Genomic DNA, 19,597 nt, shown 5'->3' with positions numbered 1-19,597 from the left:
ATGGTCAAGTTAAATCACCCTAAATAGGCAAAATAGGGCGATTATTTTGTATTTTTTTTACATTTAGCACGTTTTGAAGATAATTTAAGCACAGTTTTGTAAGTTGGCATGTTGTGAGTGCATTTGGTTAAAGTGTGTTTTTAAGCATAAATCGACTCTATTTCAACAGCATTTCACTTGGGCTATTAGCAAATTGTTCACTCATTACAGAGGCTACTAATTCTGTTGCTTGGCTATCTAATGATTGGGCTAATTGTTTATCGCCTTTAATAATCGCCAACAATTGAGCTTCATCTGCTTGGTTTTGACCCAAAAGCAAATACGCCCGGGTTAACAGGTATTCTTTTTCATTATCTTGTTGCTGCTTATAGATAGACGCCAAGGCTAAAAACCAGTCTGGATTGATTAATGCAGAATCTGTAGTACCAAGTAAATGAAGATAGAGGGTTTTGGCATCGTTTGGAGCAAAGCGGACATAATGAGCAGCAAGCTGACTTATTATTTCAGGATCGCTAAGCTCACCTTGTTTAAAAGCTTTCTCCACAATCTCAAGACCGGCCTGATCATTAAAGCGTATCCAACGATAGTAGGCTAAATAGAGGTCGTTATTGTGTTGAGTATATTCTTGCAGCTCTGCAAGAGTTTGAGTGCTCACTGCAAATGCACGTTCACGGTCACGTGTTCTGTCAGTATTGAGTTTATGTTGCACACCAGCGGCGAGTTCGATGCACTTGCTGTACTTTTCGAGATAGATAAGTTGCTGATACAACTCTTTGCCTGTAGGTACAGAACGTTGTTTTAATAAGTAACGATGACGAATTAGGTCGCCTTTTTCAAATCGACACCAACTATCTTTATGTAAATCGCTACAAAGTTCAGGATTATTTTTACAAATTAGGTCGCTATTACGGTCATTATCGCAGCCAAAAAGACCAAAAAATGCTCCAAAAACTGTAAATGATGTAATTAATACAAAATTTTGACTCAAATCCAACTCCAGGAGGTAAATTGTCTAATAAAATTACATATTTACCGAAAATTTGTTACTGGCGAAATCAGCTATATTTCATTACAATGTCGCCGACCAAGAGGGCAGAGCCCATACAATAAACTTAATTATTGGTCTTTTCTTTTTGTTACTCAAACCTTTCTGTTAAAAAACTGGAAAAGTGAGATAAAGGATCCCTACATGAGCGCAGATAAACATTTACAAAGCTGGCAAGAACGTTTCGAAATGGCTGAAGCAATGCAACCATTGCTCGGTAAGTTGTATCGTAACCAAGGCGTAGAAGTAATGGTATATGGTAAGCCATTATTAAACGCATCAACCATCGAAATCATTAAGTCACACCGTTTAGTACGTCGTCATGTTGGTGAAAAGTTACGCCTTCGCGAAAGTTTCCCATTTGTTGAAGCACTAAGCAAATTGGCAGTGAAGCATTGTAGAGTCGATATCGGCAAACTAGCGATAAACTACTGGCGTGACAACAAGGATGCAAGCGGTATTGAAGCTTACATGGCAAAAGAATTAGCGCCTGCAATTAATCATGGCGATGATACACCTGCACGTGATGTTGTACTTTACGGTTTTGGTCGTATCGGGCGTTTACTTGCTCGTTTATTGATTGAACGTACCGGTAAAAGCAACAAAATGCGTTTACGTGCCATTGTATTGCGTGGCGGTAAAAAAGGTGACCTTGAAAAACGAGCAAGTTTATTACGTCGCGATTCAGTTCATGGACCATTTAATGGTTCAGTTGAAGTGGATGAAGAAAATAATGCCATCATCGCGAACGGCACGTATATTCAAATTATCTATGCGAATTCACCTGATGAGGTTGATTACACTAAATACGACATTAGCAATGCATTAATTGTTGATAATACCGGTATTTGGAAAGATGAAGACGGATTAGGTTTACACCTTAAAAGTCCTGGCGCAACTAAGGTATTGTTAACAGCTCCTGCTAAAGGCGCAATCAAGAACGTTGTTTACGGTGTTAATGAAAATGACATTTTAGACGAAGACATGATTGTGTCTGCTGCAAGTTGTACCACTAATGCGATTACACCCGTATTAAAAGCGGTTAACGATAAATATGGTATCGAGAATGGTCATGTTGAAACTATCCACTCATATACTAATGACCAAAACTTAATCGATAACTACCACAGTGCAGATCGCCGTGGCCGTAGTGCACCATTAAACATGGTTATTACCGAAACGGGTGCCGCTAAAGCCGTAGCTAAAGCGCTTCCTGTACTCGCTGGTAAGTTAACTGGTAATGCGATTCGTGTTCCAACACCAAATGTTTCAATGGCAATCATCAGTGTTAATTTGAATGCTGAAACTAACCGTGACGAATTAAACGAATACTTAAAAGATGTGGCACTTCAGTCAGGTTTACAAAATCAAATTGACTACACTGATTCTACTGAAATTGTATCGAGTGACCTAGTGGGTTCGCGTTATGCTGGTGTTGTTGATTCACAAGCAACGATTGCAGAAGGTAAGCGTGCTATTTTATATGTTTGGTATGACAACGAGTTTGGCTATAGCTGTCAGGTTGTCGGAGTAATGCAAAAAATGTTGGGATTAACCACATTATCACTACCTAACGTATAACTTTGGTAAGTAATTTATACTCTGTTGATAGAGAATAGATTAAAAGCACCTCAAAAGAGGTGCTTTTTGCTTTGATAGCATTGTGTCGAAGAGTGATAAGCTCAGTCACGCTGTTAATACATAATATAAATGTGATTGTTTGTAGTAATAATTTGATTCAAATTGCTAAATAATCACCACAATGATGATTTATGCACCAAACAGTCATTTTGTTGCAATAATCCTGTCTTTATTGATTGACTATCCAGATCAAATCGGTAGAATGCCATTCCGCAGTCAGGGGAAACATCCTTAAGTTGTTTTGCTTTATTAAGCAAATATTGAAATGATTGAAAATGCGACATTAGCTCAGTTGGTAGAGCGATACCTTGCCAAGGTATAGGTCATCGGTTCGAACCCGATATGTCGCTCCAATTTCTTATCTTATCCGATGGATTAGAAGTTGGTAGCATGGCGCGATGGCAGAATGGCTATGCTGCGGATTGCAAATCCGTCGATCTCGGTTCGACTCCGGGTCGCGCCTCCACAGAATTGCGTTTAATGGTTACTGATTGTAACGGTTAAAACAACACTTTGCCCGAGTGGTGGAATCGGTAGACACAAGGGATTTAAAATCCCTCGCTGAATAAGCGTGCCGGTTCAAGTCCGGCCTCGGGTACCATTATTTATAGTAAGAAATCACATGCGTAAGTATGGTGTAAAAAAGCCTCGACATTAGTCGGGGCTTTTTTACGTCTGTAATTTGAGTTTGATTGTTAAGAATTAAAGTCAAAAGCAAAATCCCTCGCGCTCTAGTTGAAAATCAGGCGTGCCGGTTCAAGTCCGGCCTCGGGTACCATCCTTTACATACGTTAAGTATGGTGTAAAAAAGCCTCGACATTAGTCGGGGCTTTTTTACGTTTGAGATTTGAGTTTTATTGTTAAGGATTAAAGTCAAAAGCAAAATCCCTCGCGCTCTGGTTGAAAATCAGGCGTGCCGGTTCAAGTCCGGCCTCGGGTACCATCCTTTACATACGTTAAGTATGGTGTAAAAAAGCCTCGACATTAGTCGGGGATTTTTTACGTTTGAGATTTGAGTTTTATTGTTAAGGATTAAAGTCAAAAGCAAAATCCCTCGCGCTCTGGTTGAAAATCAGGCGTGCAAGCGCAAGTCCGGCCTCGGGTACCATCCTTTACATACGTTAAGTATGGTGTAAAAAAGCCTCGACATTAGTCGGGGCTTTTTTACGTCTGAGATTTGAGTTTGATTGCTAAGGATTAAAGTCAAAAGCAAAATCCGTCGCGCTCTGGTTGGACATCAGGCGTGCCTTTTTTTCTATAAAAAGCAGTCTGGCCTCGGTACCATTATTTATATATGTGATGTACAAATTATGAGGGGGCATCATTTTGTTATTTAAAGGTGCTGTTGGTGCATTACCACCTTAACCGAATATAGCGAGCATTTGGATCGAAAACGACGACAAGGCGTTGCAAATTGTCAGCGCTGGCTGTGCGCTTGAGTCATAATTCCCAATCAAATTAAAAGTCATTTTATACTTGATTGATATCAAGCTGCTCTGCTGTGGCGAATTCGGCGTATGACAGGTAAACTACTCATTTGACTTTAATTTTTACCATGTTGATTAAAGTTAGTGAGTTGAGTGCATCTAACCAAACCCTCGCCAAAGCCATGAAAACGAGTTATGTTACTTGTACAAATTTGGGGGGGCAATTTTTTTGGGTTTTTATGCCTATGGTTATTGGTACTTTATTAATATTCAATGCTTTAAAGCAATGGGTTGTGAAAACTGACAGGTTAACAGAGGTTTAATTTAAGTGGTGTATTCGAGCAAGAGAGATGAGTTTAACAAAACAGTAGAGATGCTGAAGATCTTGTTTAAGGTTGAACATTCCAAGTTTAGCTCTAAAAAGGTGCTGCCACATTTTGTTGTATTTGTTTTTCTATTTGCTGGCTTGCTACATTCACCTGATCAACATAAAACAGAGGCTTGGATGGTTAACGCGATAATGCCCAAGCTTCGTTTGATTTCAGAAAAGAAGTTCGAGCAGCAGAAACTTTAATTACTGTTTCTTGGTTTTCTGCTTTGAAATGGATTCTGTTACAGGGTCGTTAGCGTTCGTTATCGTCAGTAAATATTAGTAAGGATTTGACTATTAAAATTGATAATAAGATGCGATTTGTTGCTCGCTTATTTTGTATTGTCTTTACCATAACTGTTATTAATATGTTGATAGAAGGCGGTTATAAGTACCAAAATACGGGAAGTATTCATTATGTATCGGCAAACTCTAACCCAGTTAAGTTTTACTTTGCTGTTGTGTGGCAATCTTTAATTGCATGTGTTTCATTTTATTTCGGTTTTGTCGTTAGACTGAAAAAGGCGACAAAGACAGAAAACAATTAGCAAGTTTGTTAACGAAGGCACTATATGTGAGACGCTCTAAAGCGTCGCCTCTCAATAAGGTGGCCCGTTACAAATGCGTTTACTCTAAATTTAGTTGGGTCAGTAAATTTAGTTGGGTCAGGGTAAATTTTTATAAAAATAGTTTAAGACTTATCCATTAAGCTAATTATTGTCCAGAAATGCGTTAGATCTTTTAATTACAAACAAGGTTGAATCGAAGATAAACTTACGGCGGATGTAATCGCGGCTATGACCTTCGAAAACATGGATGTTTTCGCAGAGCGCCCATGGATAGGTTCACCGCGTGTCATAGAAGTGATTTCATTTGAGTATCGATACCTAGCAGCTTAATTTAGTTTAGGTAAATACTAAAAACATTTCTGTCCAGAAATGAGTTAGATGCCTCAGCTTAAAATACCTAATCCAACGCTGAACTTGGTGCCGATGAAGACTCCTTACAAAAGAATACGTGAGCCTTTAAGTAAAAAGGCAACCTCGAGGTTGCCTTATTTGTGACGATTTATGATTGTATCACCTCGTTATATCGGCTTAATCATCATAATGATCATTATCAATCGCCTGTTGGCGTTCGCGTTTAAACTGCGCTTCTTCATAGGCGGCGTTAATTTCTTCAAGTACCGAATCTATATCAGCCGCGTTATTGTCGTCTTCAAACAAGCCTGTGAGTGCGGTATCTGGCTCTAATTCACCTTGCTCATATAGAGCCCACATTTCTTTGGCGTATTTGGTTTGTAGCAGCTCTGGGGCAAATTGACCGTAGTATTCGGTCATATTATTCACATCACGGTATAACATGGCTCTGGCATTGTTATTAGCGGATGCATCAACAGCTTGGGGTAAGTCAATAATGACTGGGCCATTACTATCTACCAGTACATTAAATTCTGACAAGTCACCATGCACAATACCTGCACATAACATGCGAACTATATAGCCCATCATGGTGTGATGTTGCGACATAGCTTGCGCATGGGTTAAGTTAACATCGTTTAAACGAGGCGCCACATCGCCATTGGCATCTGTGATTAACTCCATCAATAATACGCCGTCGAAACAACCGTAAGGCACAGGCACGCGGATTTCAGCTGCAGCGCATTGATACAATGCATCTACCTCTGCATTTTGCCAGGCTTTCTCTTGTTCTTCGCGGCCATATTTCGAGCCTTTTTCCATCGCGCGACCACGGCGGCTATTTTTAGTTTTACGTCCTTCTTGGTACTGCGCTGCCTTTTTAAAACTGCGCTTGGTCGCTTCTTTATAGACTTTGGCGCAGCGAATGGCATCACCACACCGGATCATATAGACGGTGGCTTCTTTGCCACTCATCAGTTGGCTTATCACTTCATCAACGAGACCATCGTTAACCAGTGGCTGTAATCGTATTGGGGTTTTCATAGCGCCCGTTATACCTTAGTTGCGACTATGATGATATATCTTGGCAGACTATTTTTATCTTGTTCTAACATCTGGTAAATTTTTGTGCAGTTTATGTCATCAAAATTGTTTTTATCCATATTTTTGTCACGCTTTACCCGGATTGATAAGCGGGTCAATTTAGATGTAATCATTAACGACACATAACCACATCTCTTGCTGAGATTTGAAAATAGGAATACCCATGAATGTTTATACCAGCACGTTAACCCATTTTTTGCTCTTTTCTACGATGTTATCTGCTCCGTTAATGGCCCAGACTGAGATTAATCCAATTTACGATCAATCTCGGGCAGAAAAAGTAGGGGCGGATGAATATGGCATGAAACGCTATGTGATGGCGTTTTTAAGTCGAGGACCTAACCTAGACCGTTCTAAAGCTGAAGCTGATGAACTACAACGTTTACACATGTCCAATATTGGACGTTTAGCCGAAGAGGGTAAATTGGTATTGGCCGGGCCTTTTTTAACGGATGGCAAACTCCGTGGAATTTATATTTTCGATGTAGAAACCATTGAACAGGCTCAACAATTAACTGCAACCGATCCAGCGATTAAAGCAGGCAGTTTGGTAATGGAATTAGTACCCTGGTATGGCAGTGCTGCATTAATGGAAATTAACGCTATCCATAATACGCTGGCCAAAACGCTGATGTAATTTAACAATCGTTTATGGTTTTTTTATACCATGAACATTGAGAGTGGATGAAAACTTAATAACATATGCATAATTGAATGGTCTTTTGGCGTTAGCCTCTGAGGCATAACAGGTACAATATCCTTTGTTTAGTTGATAAGGATTATTATGGCCAATGTAGTGAACAAAACGATATTCAGTAGTCGAGTATTTTCCGTTAATTTAGTGACTTATCAAGAGAATCATCGAGTGATGACACACGTTGATCCTGTGCAGCAAGGACGATACTACAAGTTCAATGTTGTGATTAAACAGCCTCAGGTTGGGGGAGTCTTTACCTGTGAAAAATACATTATAAATCTGTTTAATCGCGTGTATTTGTTTCGCCCTGATCTTTATGAACATAGCGTGACTAAGATACAATCCGGTAAACGGGTTTTATTAAGCATTGCAGTGAACATTTAATAGGGTGAATATAAGGCTTTCGTTGCTTCAACGTTGACGATTGTGGAAGTCGATACTTAAAAACGTGAGTGATTAGCCTTCGTGCGCCAGTTTGGTGAGTGCAGGTGCAGGACTATGATTGGTACTGTATTGACGTTTTGCGACTATCTAAACACCCTGGCAAGACAGCTTAAGGTTGAGGTCGGTTTCTGGTACACAACAGCAGGGTAGGCATTCATCAGCTTTTAGCTCAGCTAATGGCTGGGTAAGGTAACTCACTTCACCCGAAATCACGGTAGTTTTACAGGCGCCGCAAAAACCATTACGGCACTCTGAAAATACTTTTACTTTTTTCGACTCAAGCGCTTCTAGTAAGCTTGAATGTTTGCCGTCAAACAAAATCACCGGCTGACCTTTCAAGCTTACTATAGGGGCTTTTTTGAAATACTTCTTATAAGTCAAAGTCTAAAAACTCATCGCCATCTACAGAAGAATCAATTTGTCCTACAAGGTATGAAGACACTTCAACTTCTTGTGGGGCCACCTGTACAGCATCGCTTTCTAACCAGTTTTTCATCCACGGAAGTGGGTTTGACAACTCTTCGTATGGTTGTGGTAAGTGCACTGACTTCATACGTTGATTAGTAATAAACTCAACATACTGACATAATATTTGTTCGTTTAGACCGATCATTGAACCGTCTTTAAACAGGTATTTAGCCCATTCTTTTTCTTGCTCAGCGGCTTTTACAAACAAATCGTAGGCTTCTTGCTGACATTCTACGGCAATCTCAGCCATTTCAGGGTCATCTTTGCCGCCTTGCATTAAGCTAAGGATATGCTGAGTGCTGTTAAGGTGTAAGGCTTCATCACGCGCAATTAAGCGGATAATTTTGGCGTTACCTTCCATTAAGCGGCGCTCTGCAAAAGCAAATGAACAGGCAAAGCTCACATAAAAGCGAATAGCTTCTAATGCGTTAACCGACATCATGCATAAGTACAGTGACTTTTTAAGAATACGCAAGTTAACAGTAATTTTTTCACCATTAATGTCGTGCGTACCCGAACCGTGCAAGTTATGTACTTGTGTCAGTTTAATTAAGTCATCGTAGTAACGAGCAATATCACCGGCACGTTTTAAGATGTGATCATTTTCGACGATATCGTCAAATACCACAGACGGGTTGTTAACGATATTACGAATAATATGAGTGTAAGAGCGTGAGTGAATGGTTTCTGAGAACGACCAGGTTTCAATCCAAGTTTCGAGCTCTGGTAATGACACTAACGGCAAAAATGCAACGTTAGGCGAACGACCTTGTATAGAGTCAAGTAAGGTTTGATATTTAAGGTTTGAAAGGAAAATATGCTTTTCGTGATCAGGTAAACCACCAAAGTCGATTTTATCACGGCTAACGTCAACTTCCTCTGGGCGCCAGAAAAACGATAATTGTTTTTCGATTAGCTTTTCGAAGACTTCATATTTCTGTTGATCGTAGCGAGCCACATTAACGGATTGACCAAAAAACATCGGTTCTTTAGTTGAATCGTTAGGTGTTTGACAAAAAGTTGAGTAAGCCATTATTTGGTGTCCTGAAAAACGCATTTCAAAAAGCGGGGAAGGCCCCCGCTCAATAATTCCATTAGATGATTAAATTTTGCAAGCACCGCCTGCACAGCCATCATCTTCTTCCTCTACAGCAATCAAGTCGTCGAACTGATCTTTAGCGCCGTCACGGGTATTATGATAATACAAAGTCTTGACGCCTAACTTGTACACACTTAACAAATCCTTCAATAAGGTTTGCATTGGTACTCGTCCGCCTTCAAAACGGCTTGGATCGTAGTTCGTGTTAGCCGAAATAGCCTGATCAACAAACTTTTGCATTAACCCAACAAGTTGGATGTAACCATCGTTGTTTGGCATGTTCCAAAGTAATTCGTATTTGTCTTTAAGTAGATCAAAGTCAGGCACAACTTGCTTTAATTGACCGTCTTTACTGGCCTTAACGCTAATTAATCCGCGTGGAGGCTCAATACCGTTAGTCGCATTGGATATTTGTGATGACGTTTCAGACGGCATTAATGCTGATAAGGTTGAGTTACGTAAACCATATTGCTGAATGTCGCTACGTAATGTTTCCCAATCCATGTGTAATGGCTCGTCACAAATCTTATCTAAATCACGCTTGTAGGTGTCGATAGGTAAAATACCTTTCGAGTAGGTTGTCTCGTGAAATAACGGACATGCACCTTGTTCTTTAGCTAAGTTCATTGAGGCTTTTAGCAAATAATACTGAATGGCTTCAAAGGTTTTGTGGGTCAGGTTATTCGCTGAACCGTCTGAGTATTTCTTACCGTTCTTGGCTAAGTAGTTAGCAAAGTTAATCACACCAATACCTAAGGTGCGACGGTTCATTGAACTCGTTTGTGCTGCTTTGATTGGGTAATCTTGATAATCAAGCAAGTTATCTAAAGCACGCACTGCAAGATCTGCTAGAGGCTCAAGTTCAGATAAATCTTTAATCGCACCTAAGTTAAGCGCCGACAGAGTACACAAGGCGATTTCACCTTCTGGATCATCGATGTTTGTCAGTGGCTTAGTTGGTAAAGCAATTTCTAAACACAAGTTAGATTGCTTAATTGGCGCGACTTTAGAATCAAATGGGCTGTGAGTATTGCAGTGATCCACGTTTTGAATATAGATACGACCAGTAGAGGCACGTTCTTGCATCATCAATGAAAACAGTTCAACGGCTTTAATTTGTTTTTTACGTACGTTGCTGTCTTGCTCATACTGAAGATATAAACGTTCAAACTCAGCTTGATCTTCAAAGAATGCATCGTAAAGACCCGGTACGTCAGATGGACTGAATAGGCTGATGTATTCGCCTTTGATTAAACGTTGGTACATCAGTTTGTTTAGCTGTACACCATAATCAAGATGACGAACACGGTTGTCGTCAACACCACGGTTATTTTTAAGTACCAGTAGCGATTCGACTTCTAAATGCCATAACGGATAGAAAAGGGTCGCTGCACCACCACGAACGCCGCCTTGAGAGCAAGACTTAACCGCAGTTTGGAAATACTTATAAAATGGTAAACAACCAGTATGGAACGCTTCGCCGCCACGAATTGGGCTGCCTAACGCACGGATACGACCTGCATTAATACCAATACCAGCACGTTGGCTTACGTACTTAACAATAGACGATGCAGTGGCGTTGATTGAATCCAGGCTATCGTCACATTCAATTAATACACACGAGCTGAACTGGCGTGTTGGAGTACGCACACCAGACATGATTGGTGTTGGTAATGAAATTTTGAACAATGAGGTTGCGTCATAAAAGTCTCTGATGTACTTCAGACGAATTTCTTTTGGGTAACGGGCAAATAGGCACGCTGCCACTAAAATATATAAGAACTGAGCGCTTTCGTAGACTTCGTGAGTCACACGGTTTTGCACTAGATATTTACCTTCTAATTGCTTAACTGCAGCATAAGAGAAGTTCATATCGCGCCAGTGATCGATATAAGTGTCTAGTGTTTCAATTTCTTCACGAGTGTAATCAGCCAAAATATGCATATCATATTTGCCCATTTCCACTAAACGTGTCACATGGTCATATAACTTAGGCGGTTCAAATTGACCAAAGGCTTTTTTGCGTAAATGAAATACCGCTAAGCGAGCTGCTAAGAATTGGTAATCTGGCGATTCTGGCGAGATTAAGTCTGCTGCGGCTTTAATGATGGTTTCATGAATGGCTTCAGTTGGAATACCGTCAAAAAACTGCAGGTGAGATCGAAGTTCAACTTCAGATACTGAGACGTTTTTTAATCCCTTGGCTGCCCAAGTGATCACGCGGTGAATTTTATCTAAATCGATAGTTTCACGTTCGCCACTGCGTTTAGTGACTGTCATATTGCTTTTCATTGAAGAGAGGCCTTGGTTCTAAATTTGATCATGTGATCACGTTCTGGATGCTGTGTTACTTTATTCGATCAGAACAAATCACAAAACAGTTCCATGTTAAAACAATCATCCTGAATGCACTTACGGCAATGTACATCAACAGTACGTTCAGTAAGCATCTACGCTTTTGTTACAAACACAGCGTAGTGTTTTGATTGTCACCCACACACAAGATATGGTGTTATTTATAAACTGAGATACAAGATAGTGAGGTTTGAGCAGATTTGCAAGCCTCAATTACATTAACTTCTTGTGGATAAGTTGAGGATAAAGAGCAGGGTTAGTAACGGCTAACCCTAGAGCCCAAATTTATATAGTGTTTTTCATGCTTGATGTTTTTTTGTGCGATAGATTAGAAAAATTTGATCGCTAAAATAAGCAGCGATCAAAAAATTAAGTCCATTTTTAGATTGATCTTTACCTGCATTTGATCGGCACGTAAAAAACTAATTTGTTGGCTTCAACAAATTGACTCACTAACAACGTAATTGTGATTGAATAGAAGCCAATTATTGCCAAATGCATCATTCTGTAAAAAACTGAGTAAGTGAAGCGCCATGTAAAAATTGGTGTTTTGATGGCCATAAATCTGGTGTATCTGTCGCTGATAAGTAACCCCAAAGTGCAATACCGCCAAGCATATTGGCATTGTGGGCAGCAACTAAGTCGCGCTCAGCATCACCTAAATACAAAATACGCTCAGGTGGCGTGGCAATTTGTTGGGCTGCTAATAACATCGGTGCAGTATGGGGTTTTGCATAGCGGGTGCTGTCGCCACTTATCATTGCTTTTAGTTGATTTGTGAGACCGAGTTTTTCAACAAGTGGACGAGCAAAGCGAGCAGGTTTATTTGTGACTACACCATACGGAATACCTTGTTGATCTAATAACGTGAGTAGTTCAGGCAAGTTATCAAATAAACGACTGTGATCACCATTGATACGGCCGTAGTGCTGTAATAAACCTTGTTGAATAAGCACTTGCTGTTCTTCATCGGCATCGGGTATTGCTGTTTTAACTAAGAACAAACTGCCGTGCGAAGCAGCATGACGCATTTTATCAAGTGGTTGAGCGCTAAACCCTGCATCATCTAAACTAAGATTGAGTGCATGGACTAAATCTGGTGCGGTATCTGCTAATGTGCCATCAAGGTCGAATAAGACCCCGCTAATATCCTGTTTATGCACGTTAATAATTCCTTGTGAAAGCGCCGAACTGTCGCGAAGATGAGTTGGGAGGAAAGGCCGATAACACATGGGGTTATCGGCCTTTTGTTCGTAATTATCTGAGCTAATTTAATCGACTTTCTGGGTGGCTACCATGTAGTTTACATCAACACTATCAGTGTACTTAAAAACACCAGACAGCGGATTGTAAGTAATACCTAATGCATCTTTGCATAGTAAGTCGGTGTTATCGACAAGTGCCATTAACTCTGAAGGGCGTATAAACTTACTATGGTCATGAGTACCAATCGGTAACATTTTAAGTAAGTATTCGGCACCAATAATGGTTTGCAGATAAGACATCATATTGCGGTTAATGGTTGAGAAAAATACAAAACCATTAGGTTTGACCATGTCGCAGCACGCTTGAACCACAGATTGTGGGTCTGGTACATGCTCAAGCATTTCCATGCAGGTGACTACATCATAATATTCTCGATGAGTATCACGGTGATCTTCTGCTGTGGTTTTAAGGTAATTTACATTCATACCCGCTTCTAAAGCATGTAACTTGGCAATCTCTAATGGTTCTGTGCCCATGTCGATACCGTCAACGTTAGCGCCAATACGCGCCATGCTTTCAGATAAAATGCCACCACCGCATCCCACATCTAATACGTTTTTACCAAACACACCACCTGCGGTCTGATCGATATAATTTAATCGCAGTGGATTAAGTAAATGTAATGGCTTGAACTCGCCATTAAGATCCCACCAGGTTTGTGCCATGGCTTCAAATTTTGCGATCTCATGCGGATCAACATTGGCTGTTGATTGTTCAGCGTCTGACATAAGTTAACCTAACTGTCTAATAATGTATGGAGGTTATTATAACGATAACCTTAACGAATAGTAGTCAACATTGTGCTTTTGCGACCTCGCTTTGCTTATAAAATCACCGTTTAGAACTTGTGTGAACATTTTTTATAATACAAAGCGCTTAAACCATCAGCAGTTTGGCTTTTATGTCAGCATAAATTGCCGATATATTAGTAGATCATTAAACTAAGCTGGCTGAAAATATTAGCTTTTTTATAATTTTTATACAGTAGAGGGCATTTGGCTGGTGTTTGCTCTGGCGACATTAAATATCTGTGTTAGAATGCCAAATCACGTTTTTAAGCTAGATAATAATATGGAAGATTTATTGTCAGCTAACTTTAGGGGAACGCGCAGTTTATGACTGATCTGGCATCATCTATTTCGCCAATTAATATCGAAGACGAACTTAAGAATTCTTACCTTGATTACGCCATGAGTGTAATTGTAGGTCGTGCATTACCTGACGTCCGTGACGGTTTAAAACCTGTTCACCGTCGCGTATTGTTCGCAATGAGCGAATTAAAAAACGATTGGAACAAACCATATAAAAAATCCGCTCGTGTCGTTGGTGACGTAATTGGTAAGTATCACCCGCATGGTGATACCGCTGTATACGATACAATTGTACGTATGGCACAGCCTTTCTCGCTTCGCTACACACTAGTTGACGGACAAGGAAACTTTGGTTCGGTCGACGGTGACTCTGCAGCGGCAATGCGTTATACCGAAATCCGCATGAAGAAGTTGGCGCACTCGTTGCTTGCCGACCTTGAAAAAGAAACCGTTGATTTCGTACCTAACTACGATGGTACTGAATTTATTCCAGCTGTATTACCTACACGTGTACCTAACCTGTTAATTAATGGGTCGTCAGGTATTGCGGTTGGTATGGCCACTAATATTCCACCACATAACTTAACTGAAGTGGTTAAAGGCTGTTTAGCATTAATCGAAGAGCCAAGCTTGTCGATTGAACAGTTAATGGAATACATTCCAGGCCCAGATTTCCCAACAGCAGCATCTATCAATGGCCGTAAAGGTATTATTGATGCATACAACACGGGTCGTGGACGTGCTGTTATGCGTTCAAAAGCCGAAGTTGAAACTGAAGAGAATGGCCGTGAGCGCATTATTGTTCATGAAATTCCTTATCAAGTTAACAAAGCCAGGTTGATTGAAAAAATTGCCGAGCTAGTTAAAGACAAAAAAATTGAAGGCATCAGTGGCCTACGCGACGAGTCCGATAAAGACGGTATGCGTATTGTTATTGAAATCAAACGCGGTGAAGTGGGCGAGGTTGTGTTAAACAACTTATATGCTCAAACACAAATGCAGTGTTCTTTTGGTATTAACATGGTGGCATTGACGAATGGTCAGCCTAAATTGTTTAACCTTAAAGAAATGCTAGAGTGCTTTATTCTTCACCGTCGTGAAGTGGTAACGCGCCGTACCGTGTTTGAATTGCGCAAAGCGCGTGAACGTGCCCATATCCTTGAAGCTCTTGCTATAGCTCTTGCTAACATAGACCCAATTATTGCGTTAATTAAAGCATCACCAACACCTGCTGAAGCTAAACTTAAGTTAGTCGCTGAAGGTTGGGAGTTAGGCCATGTAAAAGGCATGCTTGAAAAAGCAGGCGATGATGCTGCACGTCCAGAGTGGTTGGAGCCAGAATATGGTATCCGTGACGGCAAGTACTACCTTACAGAACAACAAGCGCAAGCGATTCTTGAGTTACGTTTACACCGTTTAACCGGTTTAGAGCATGACAAGATTTTAGCTGAATACGAAGAGTTATTAGTTGTTATCGCTGCATTATTATTAATTCTTCGCAGTCCAGAACGTTTAATGGAAGTCATTAAAGAAGAATTAGAAGAAATTCTTGAACAATACGGTGACGAACGTCGCACTATTATCAACGCTAATGAAATTGATATGAGTCTTGAGGACTTAATCAATGAAGAAGACGTTGTGGTGACATTGTCGCACTTAGGTTATGCCAAGTACCAAGTATTGTCTGATTACCAAGCACAGCGCCGTGGTGGTAAAGGCAAAGCTGCGACAAAAGTAAAAGATGAAGATTTCGTTGAAAAACTACTAGTTGCTAACACTCATGATACCATTTTGTGCTTCTCTGACTTTGGTAAAATGTATTGGTTAAAAGTGTATCAATTACCGCTTGCAAGCCGTACCGCTCGTGGTCGCCCAATTGTTAACTTATTACCACTGTCTGACGGTGAACGCATTACTGCAATCTTGCCAGTGCGTGAATACGCTGATGATAAATTTATCATCATGGCGACTGCACACGGTACCGTGAAGAAAACAGCATTAACAGCTTATAGCAACCCACGTGCTAACGGCATTATTGCCGTTAATTTGAAAGAGGGCGATCAGCTGATAGGTGTTGATATCACTGAAGGCAGTGACGACATCATGTTGTTCTCTAACGAAGGTAAAGTGGTTCGCTTTAACGAGAAAGCACGTGACTCTGAAACCGGTGAAGTGAAGATTGATGCTGAAACTGGCGAAGAAGTTATTGCATTGCGTCCAATGGGCCGTACAGCAACAGGTGTTCGTGGTATTAAGCTTGAAGACGGCCAGAAAGTGGTTTCGTTGATTGTTCCTAAAGGTGATGGCGCAATCTTAACGGTAACTGAAAACGGTTATGGCAAGCGTACTGAACTAAGTGAATATCCTGCTAAGAGCCGTGGCACTAAAGGTGTTGTATCGATTAAAGTGAGCGAACGTAATGGTTCGGTTGTTGGTGCCGTTCAAGTCGGTGATTTCGACGAAATCATGCTTATTAGTGATAAAGGTACACTTGTTCGTACGCCTGCTGAAGGCGTATCAATTATTGGTCGTAATACTCAAGGTGTGACCATCATCCGTACTGCAGATGACGAGAAAGTCGTTGGCTTGCAACGTATTGAAGAAATTCAAACTGAAGAGTTGCTAGATGAAGAAGGCAATGTAATCGTGCCTGCTGATATCATCGACGGCGAAGTTGCCGAAGGTGAAACGGTTGAGTCTGCAAGTTCTGAAGTAGAAGATGATGCAGAGTCTGACGAGCAGGAATAACCTGTCAGTTAGCTAAATCACATTAATAACGGGCGCCTAATGGCGCTCGTTTTATTTTGCGGAAAATTATTCATCAAAATAGGCAAATAAAGGCCTATTCAACAGCAAATAAAGTCCTTAGTATTAACGGCTAAACATGATGATATCAATCATATGAATTATCTGAGCAGTTCAGAGAGTTAATCTGATTGATATGAATATAAACTGAGTCAAGGAGTTGTCTGTGAGCGCGATTTATAATTTCTGTGCGGGTCCTGCGATGTTACCTCAAGCTGTGATGCAAAAAGCACAACAGGAATTAATTGATTGGAATGGCCTTGGCGTTTCCGTAATGGAAATCAGTCACCGTAGTAAAGAATTTATAGCGCTAACTGAGCAAGCGGAAGTGACCTTGCGCCAGTTAATGAACATTCCTAAAAACTACCATGTGCTTTTTATGCACGGTGGCGGCCGCGCTCAGTTTTCAAATGTGGTGAACAACTTTTTAGGTGATAACGGTCGAGCACTGTATTTAGTTAGTGGCCAGTGGTCATCAGCTGCAGTTACCGAAGCACACAAATTAGTGGGTGAAAGCCAAATTGATAGTATCAATATTGTTGAAAAAGTTGACGGATTAAACCAAGTTAACTTACCGGATCTCAATGCTATCGACAAAGATTACCGCTACGTGCATTACTGCTCGAATGAAACGGTTGATGGGATTGAAATTTTTGAAGAACTAGATAGCCCATGGCCAGTTGTTGCCGATCTGTCATCAACGATTATGTCGCACGACATCGATGTCAGTAAATATGGCCTTATTTATGCTGGTGCACAAAAAAATATTGGTCCATCAGGCTTATCAATTGTGATTGTACGTGACGACATGCTTAAGTTACCTGCATTACCACAATCGTCAATCATGGATTATCGCGTTGCTGTTGAACATGGCTCAATGTTTAATACACCACCAACGTTTGCATGGTATTTAGCTTCAGAAGTCTTTGCATGGTTAGCAGCTAATGGTGGTGTGAGTGCGATGGCTGAGGTCAATCAGCAAAAAGCGGCTTTATTGTATGATTGTATAGATTCAAATCCGTTTTATAAAAATGGTGTCGCCCCACATAATCGCTCACGCATGAACGTGACGTTCCAATTGGTCAATGACGCTCTTGATGGTGAGTTTTTAAAACAAGCAGAGCAGGCAGGTTTAGTGGCCTTAAAGGGACATCGTATTGTCGGCGGCATGCGTGCTAGCATTTACAATGCAATGCCATTAGCTGGCGTACAAAAACTGGTTAACTTTATGAACCAGTTTGCCACTCAACACGCTTAATTGTTGTAAGCATTATTAACGCCTCTATTGAGGCGTTAAATCAAAAAAGATCCCTTGTGGATCTTTTTTTGTTGCGAAATATGGATTTTTTATCACTTAACTTTGCATAGTTTTACGCTTAAATACGTGTTCGTTAACCCCTTTTTAACCGCATAAGTTTTATAGTCTCTATATGGTGTTTTGATACTCATGGAGACAAATAATGACCACCCCAACAGCAACAAAAACGCCTACCTTTAAGGCCGGTATTAACCCATTATCATTACCTAAAAGAACCAAGTTGGCAGTGGCTTATCTCGCTGTCGTGCTCGTGCCGGTTGTTATCGCACAACTGTTAGGTATGGAAATTGAAGGTCTTTATACCAGTATATTGAGCGCACTTAACTTACTTGCAATGAGTGTGTTTTTTATGCAGTTCCCGCTAGCGGGCCGGATCAAGCAATTACCTTTGTTTGCCAATATTGACTGGGGTATCACCAAGCACAAACAGCTTGGACAATATTTAGGCATATTCTTTTTCTTACACCCAATACTCATCTTGCTGCCCAAAGCACTGATGTCGTTTGACGACTTCAGTGTCAGCCTAGTGAATTCAATCACGTCACCCCATTTACTAACAGGACTTCTGGCTTGGTTAACAATGGTTGTATGGGTATTGATGTCGGTTTTTAAAGATAAGCTCAATATCCAATATGAAACCTGGCGAGCTTTGCATGTGATTGGGTTTAGTATTATCGCCACACTTGCGACATTGCATATCACCACAGTGGGAAGTCATGGCCAGTATTATCAACAATTTAATGTAATTTGGTGGCTATTATATACCGTCTCTATGTTGTTAATTGTTTACAACTATCTGATTAAACCATATTTAATTAAGCAGCGCCCTTATGCCATCTCTTATGTTGAAAAAATCAATGAGTGTGATTGGCAAGTTAATATAGCGCCGATCACCTCAAATCGTTTGGCATATCAACCTGGGCAATTTGTGTGGATCAATACGACGGGTAACCCATATAGCTTTGAGCAACACCCATTTTCAATTGTGGCTGGTAAAGAGCAAGGTCAATTAGGCTTTATTATCAGAGAGCTTGGAGATTATACCTCATCACTTGATCAATTAACTGCAGGTCAAACCGTGTACGTTGATGGTCCATACGGGAGTATGACGTTAGATCAAAGTCAACTTGCCAGCGGCATTACCTTAATAGCTGGCGGAGCTGGGATTGCGCCGATACTAAGCCTGTTGCGCCAACTCGCAATGCAACATGACCCACGAGTTATTCGGCTTCTTTATGCTAACCATAACCCTGCACGCATGGTGTATGTCGATGAGTTAATTGAGCTTGAAAAAACAATGACCGATTTTAAAGTGCAGCTCATATGTGAACAGCTAAATGTACATGATGAAACCTTACCGGGTTATCTTGTCCCTGGATTGATAAATCAAACGCTCATCAATGCCACGATGACACCAGGAAAAGAATCACAATGGACGTTTTATCTATGTGGGCCAAAAGGGATGATTTCTGCAACGACAGTACATTTACACAAGTTAGGCATTACTCAGCCGCAAATCAATTTTGAACAACTTGCTTTTTAGGAGC

General features: G+C 40.6%; 13 protein-coding genes and 3 tRNA genes. 9 read left to right on the top strand and 7 right to left on the bottom strand.

Going from position 1 to position 19,597, the window contains the following annotated elements:
- Positions 1-157: 157 nt before the first annotated feature.
- Complete coding sequence (locus IEY40_RS02935; protein WP_188953141.1) at positions 158-988, bottom strand: DUF2989 domain-containing protein; 831 nt, start codon at positions 986-988, stop codon at positions 158-160.
- Positions 989-1,189: 201 nt separating this feature from the next.
- Here IEY40_RS02935 and IEY40_RS02930 point away from each other — a divergent pair, with 201 nt between their 5' ends.
- From IEY40_RS02930 to IEY40_RS02915, 4 genes are all read left to right on the top strand, one after another.
- On the top strand, positions 1,190-2,626 hold the full coding sequence (locus IEY40_RS02930) for a glyceraldehyde-3-phosphate dehydrogenase (RefSeq protein ID WP_188953139.1): 1,437 nt from the start codon (positions 1,190-1,192) through the stop codon (positions 2,624-2,626).
- Positions 2,627-2,963: 337 nt separating this feature from the next.
- Positions 2,964-3,039: transfer RNA gene (locus IEY40_RS02925), tRNA-Gly, on the top strand.
- Between the two features lie 39 nt (positions 3,040-3,078).
- Positions 3,079-3,152, top strand: a tRNA-Cys gene (locus tag IEY40_RS02920).
- Positions 3,153-3,201: 49 nt separating this feature from the next.
- Positions 3,202-3,287, top strand: a tRNA-Leu gene (locus IEY40_RS02915).
- 2,293 nt (positions 3,288-5,580) lie between these two features.
- Here the strand turns inward: IEY40_RS02915 and IEY40_RS02910 are convergent.
- Positions 5,581-6,447, bottom strand: a complete 867-nt coding sequence (locus IEY40_RS02910) for a PA4780 family RIO1-like protein kinase (protein WP_188953137.1) — start codon at positions 6,445-6,447, stop codon at positions 5,581-5,583.
- Positions 6,448-6,670: 223 nt separating this feature from the next.
- Between IEY40_RS02910 and IEY40_RS02905 the strand changes: the two genes are divergently transcribed.
- Together IEY40_RS02905 and IEY40_RS02900 are read left to right on the top strand one after the other, a co-directional pair.
- On the top strand, positions 6,671-7,144 hold the full coding sequence (locus tag IEY40_RS02905) for a YciI family protein (RefSeq protein WP_188953135.1): 474 nt from the start codon (positions 6,671-6,673) through the stop codon (positions 7,142-7,144).
- Positions 7,145-7,288: 144 nt separating this feature from the next.
- Complete coding sequence (locus IEY40_RS02900; protein ID WP_188953494.1) at positions 7,289-7,588, top strand: 2OG-Fe(II) oxygenase; 300 nt, start codon at positions 7,289-7,291, stop codon at positions 7,586-7,588.
- 147 nt (positions 7,589-7,735) lie between these two features.
- Here the strand turns inward: IEY40_RS02900 and yfaE are convergent, their stop codons facing one another.
- The 5 genes from yfaE to ubiG all read right to left on the bottom strand — a co-directional run bounded on the left by yfaE (position 7,736) and on the right by ubiG (position 13,564).
- A complete protein-coding gene (gene yfaE, locus IEY40_RS02895) occupies positions 7,736-8,029 on the bottom strand; it encodes a class I ribonucleotide reductase maintenance protein YfaE (protein WP_188953133.1) in 294 nt (97 codons plus the stop codon).
- The gene (nrdB, locus tag IEY40_RS02890) at positions 8,019-9,149 is read right to left on the bottom strand and encodes a class Ia ribonucleoside-diphosphate reductase subunit beta (protein WP_188953131.1); all 1,131 of its coding nucleotides are present in this window, start codon (positions 9,147-9,149) and stop codon (positions 8,019-8,021) included. Before nrdB ends, yfaE begins: the two co-directional genes overlap by 11 nt.
- Before the next feature lie 69 nt (positions 9,150-9,218).
- Positions 9,219-11,507, bottom strand: coding sequence for a class 1a ribonucleoside-diphosphate reductase subunit alpha (nrdA, locus tag IEY40_RS02885; protein WP_188953129.1), 2,289 nt, complete (start codon positions 11,505-11,507; stop codon positions 9,219-9,221).
- Between the two features lie 563 nt (positions 11,508-12,070).
- The gene (locus tag IEY40_RS02880) at positions 12,071-12,733 is read right to left on the bottom strand and encodes an HAD family hydrolase (protein WP_229776988.1); all 663 of its coding nucleotides are present in this window, start codon (positions 12,731-12,733) and stop codon (positions 12,071-12,073) included.
- A 108-nt stretch (positions 12,734-12,841) separates the two neighbouring features.
- A complete protein-coding gene (ubiG, locus tag IEY40_RS02875; RefSeq protein ID WP_188953125.1) occupies positions 12,842-13,564 on the bottom strand; it encodes a bifunctional 2-polyprenyl-6-hydroxyphenol methylase/3-demethylubiquinol 3-O-methyltransferase UbiG in 723 nt (240 codons plus the stop codon).
- 387 nt (positions 13,565-13,951) lie between these two features.
- On the opposite strand from ubiG, the gene gyrA reads away from it, so the two are divergent.
- The 3 genes from gyrA (at position 13,952) to IEY40_RS02860 (ending at position 19,593) form a co-directional block, all read left to right on the top strand.
- A complete protein-coding gene (gene gyrA, locus IEY40_RS02870; protein ID WP_188953123.1) occupies positions 13,952-16,675 on the top strand; it encodes a DNA gyrase subunit A in 2,724 nt (907 codons plus the stop codon).
- 223 nt (positions 16,676-16,898) lie between these two features.
- On the top strand, positions 16,899-17,990 hold the full coding sequence (gene serC, locus IEY40_RS02865; protein ID WP_188953121.1) for a 3-phosphoserine/phosphohydroxythreonine transaminase: 1,092 nt from the start codon (positions 16,899-16,901) through the stop codon (positions 17,988-17,990).
- Between the two features lie 202 nt (positions 17,991-18,192).
- Positions 18,193-19,593 (top strand): ferredoxin reductase family protein, encoded by a 1,401-nt coding sequence (locus IEY40_RS02860; RefSeq protein ID WP_188953119.1) that lies wholly within the window; start codon positions 18,193-18,195, stop codon positions 19,591-19,593.
- Positions 19,594-19,597 lie beyond the last annotated feature (4 nt).

The organism is Shewanella ulleungensis (assembly GCF_014648315.1).
Classification (GTDB): domain Bacteria; phylum Pseudomonadota; class Gammaproteobacteria; order Enterobacterales; family Shewanellaceae; genus Shewanella; species Shewanella ulleungensis.
Note: the sequence above shows the minus strand (reverse complement) of the source record. Positions and strands in the feature narration are given on the sequence as shown.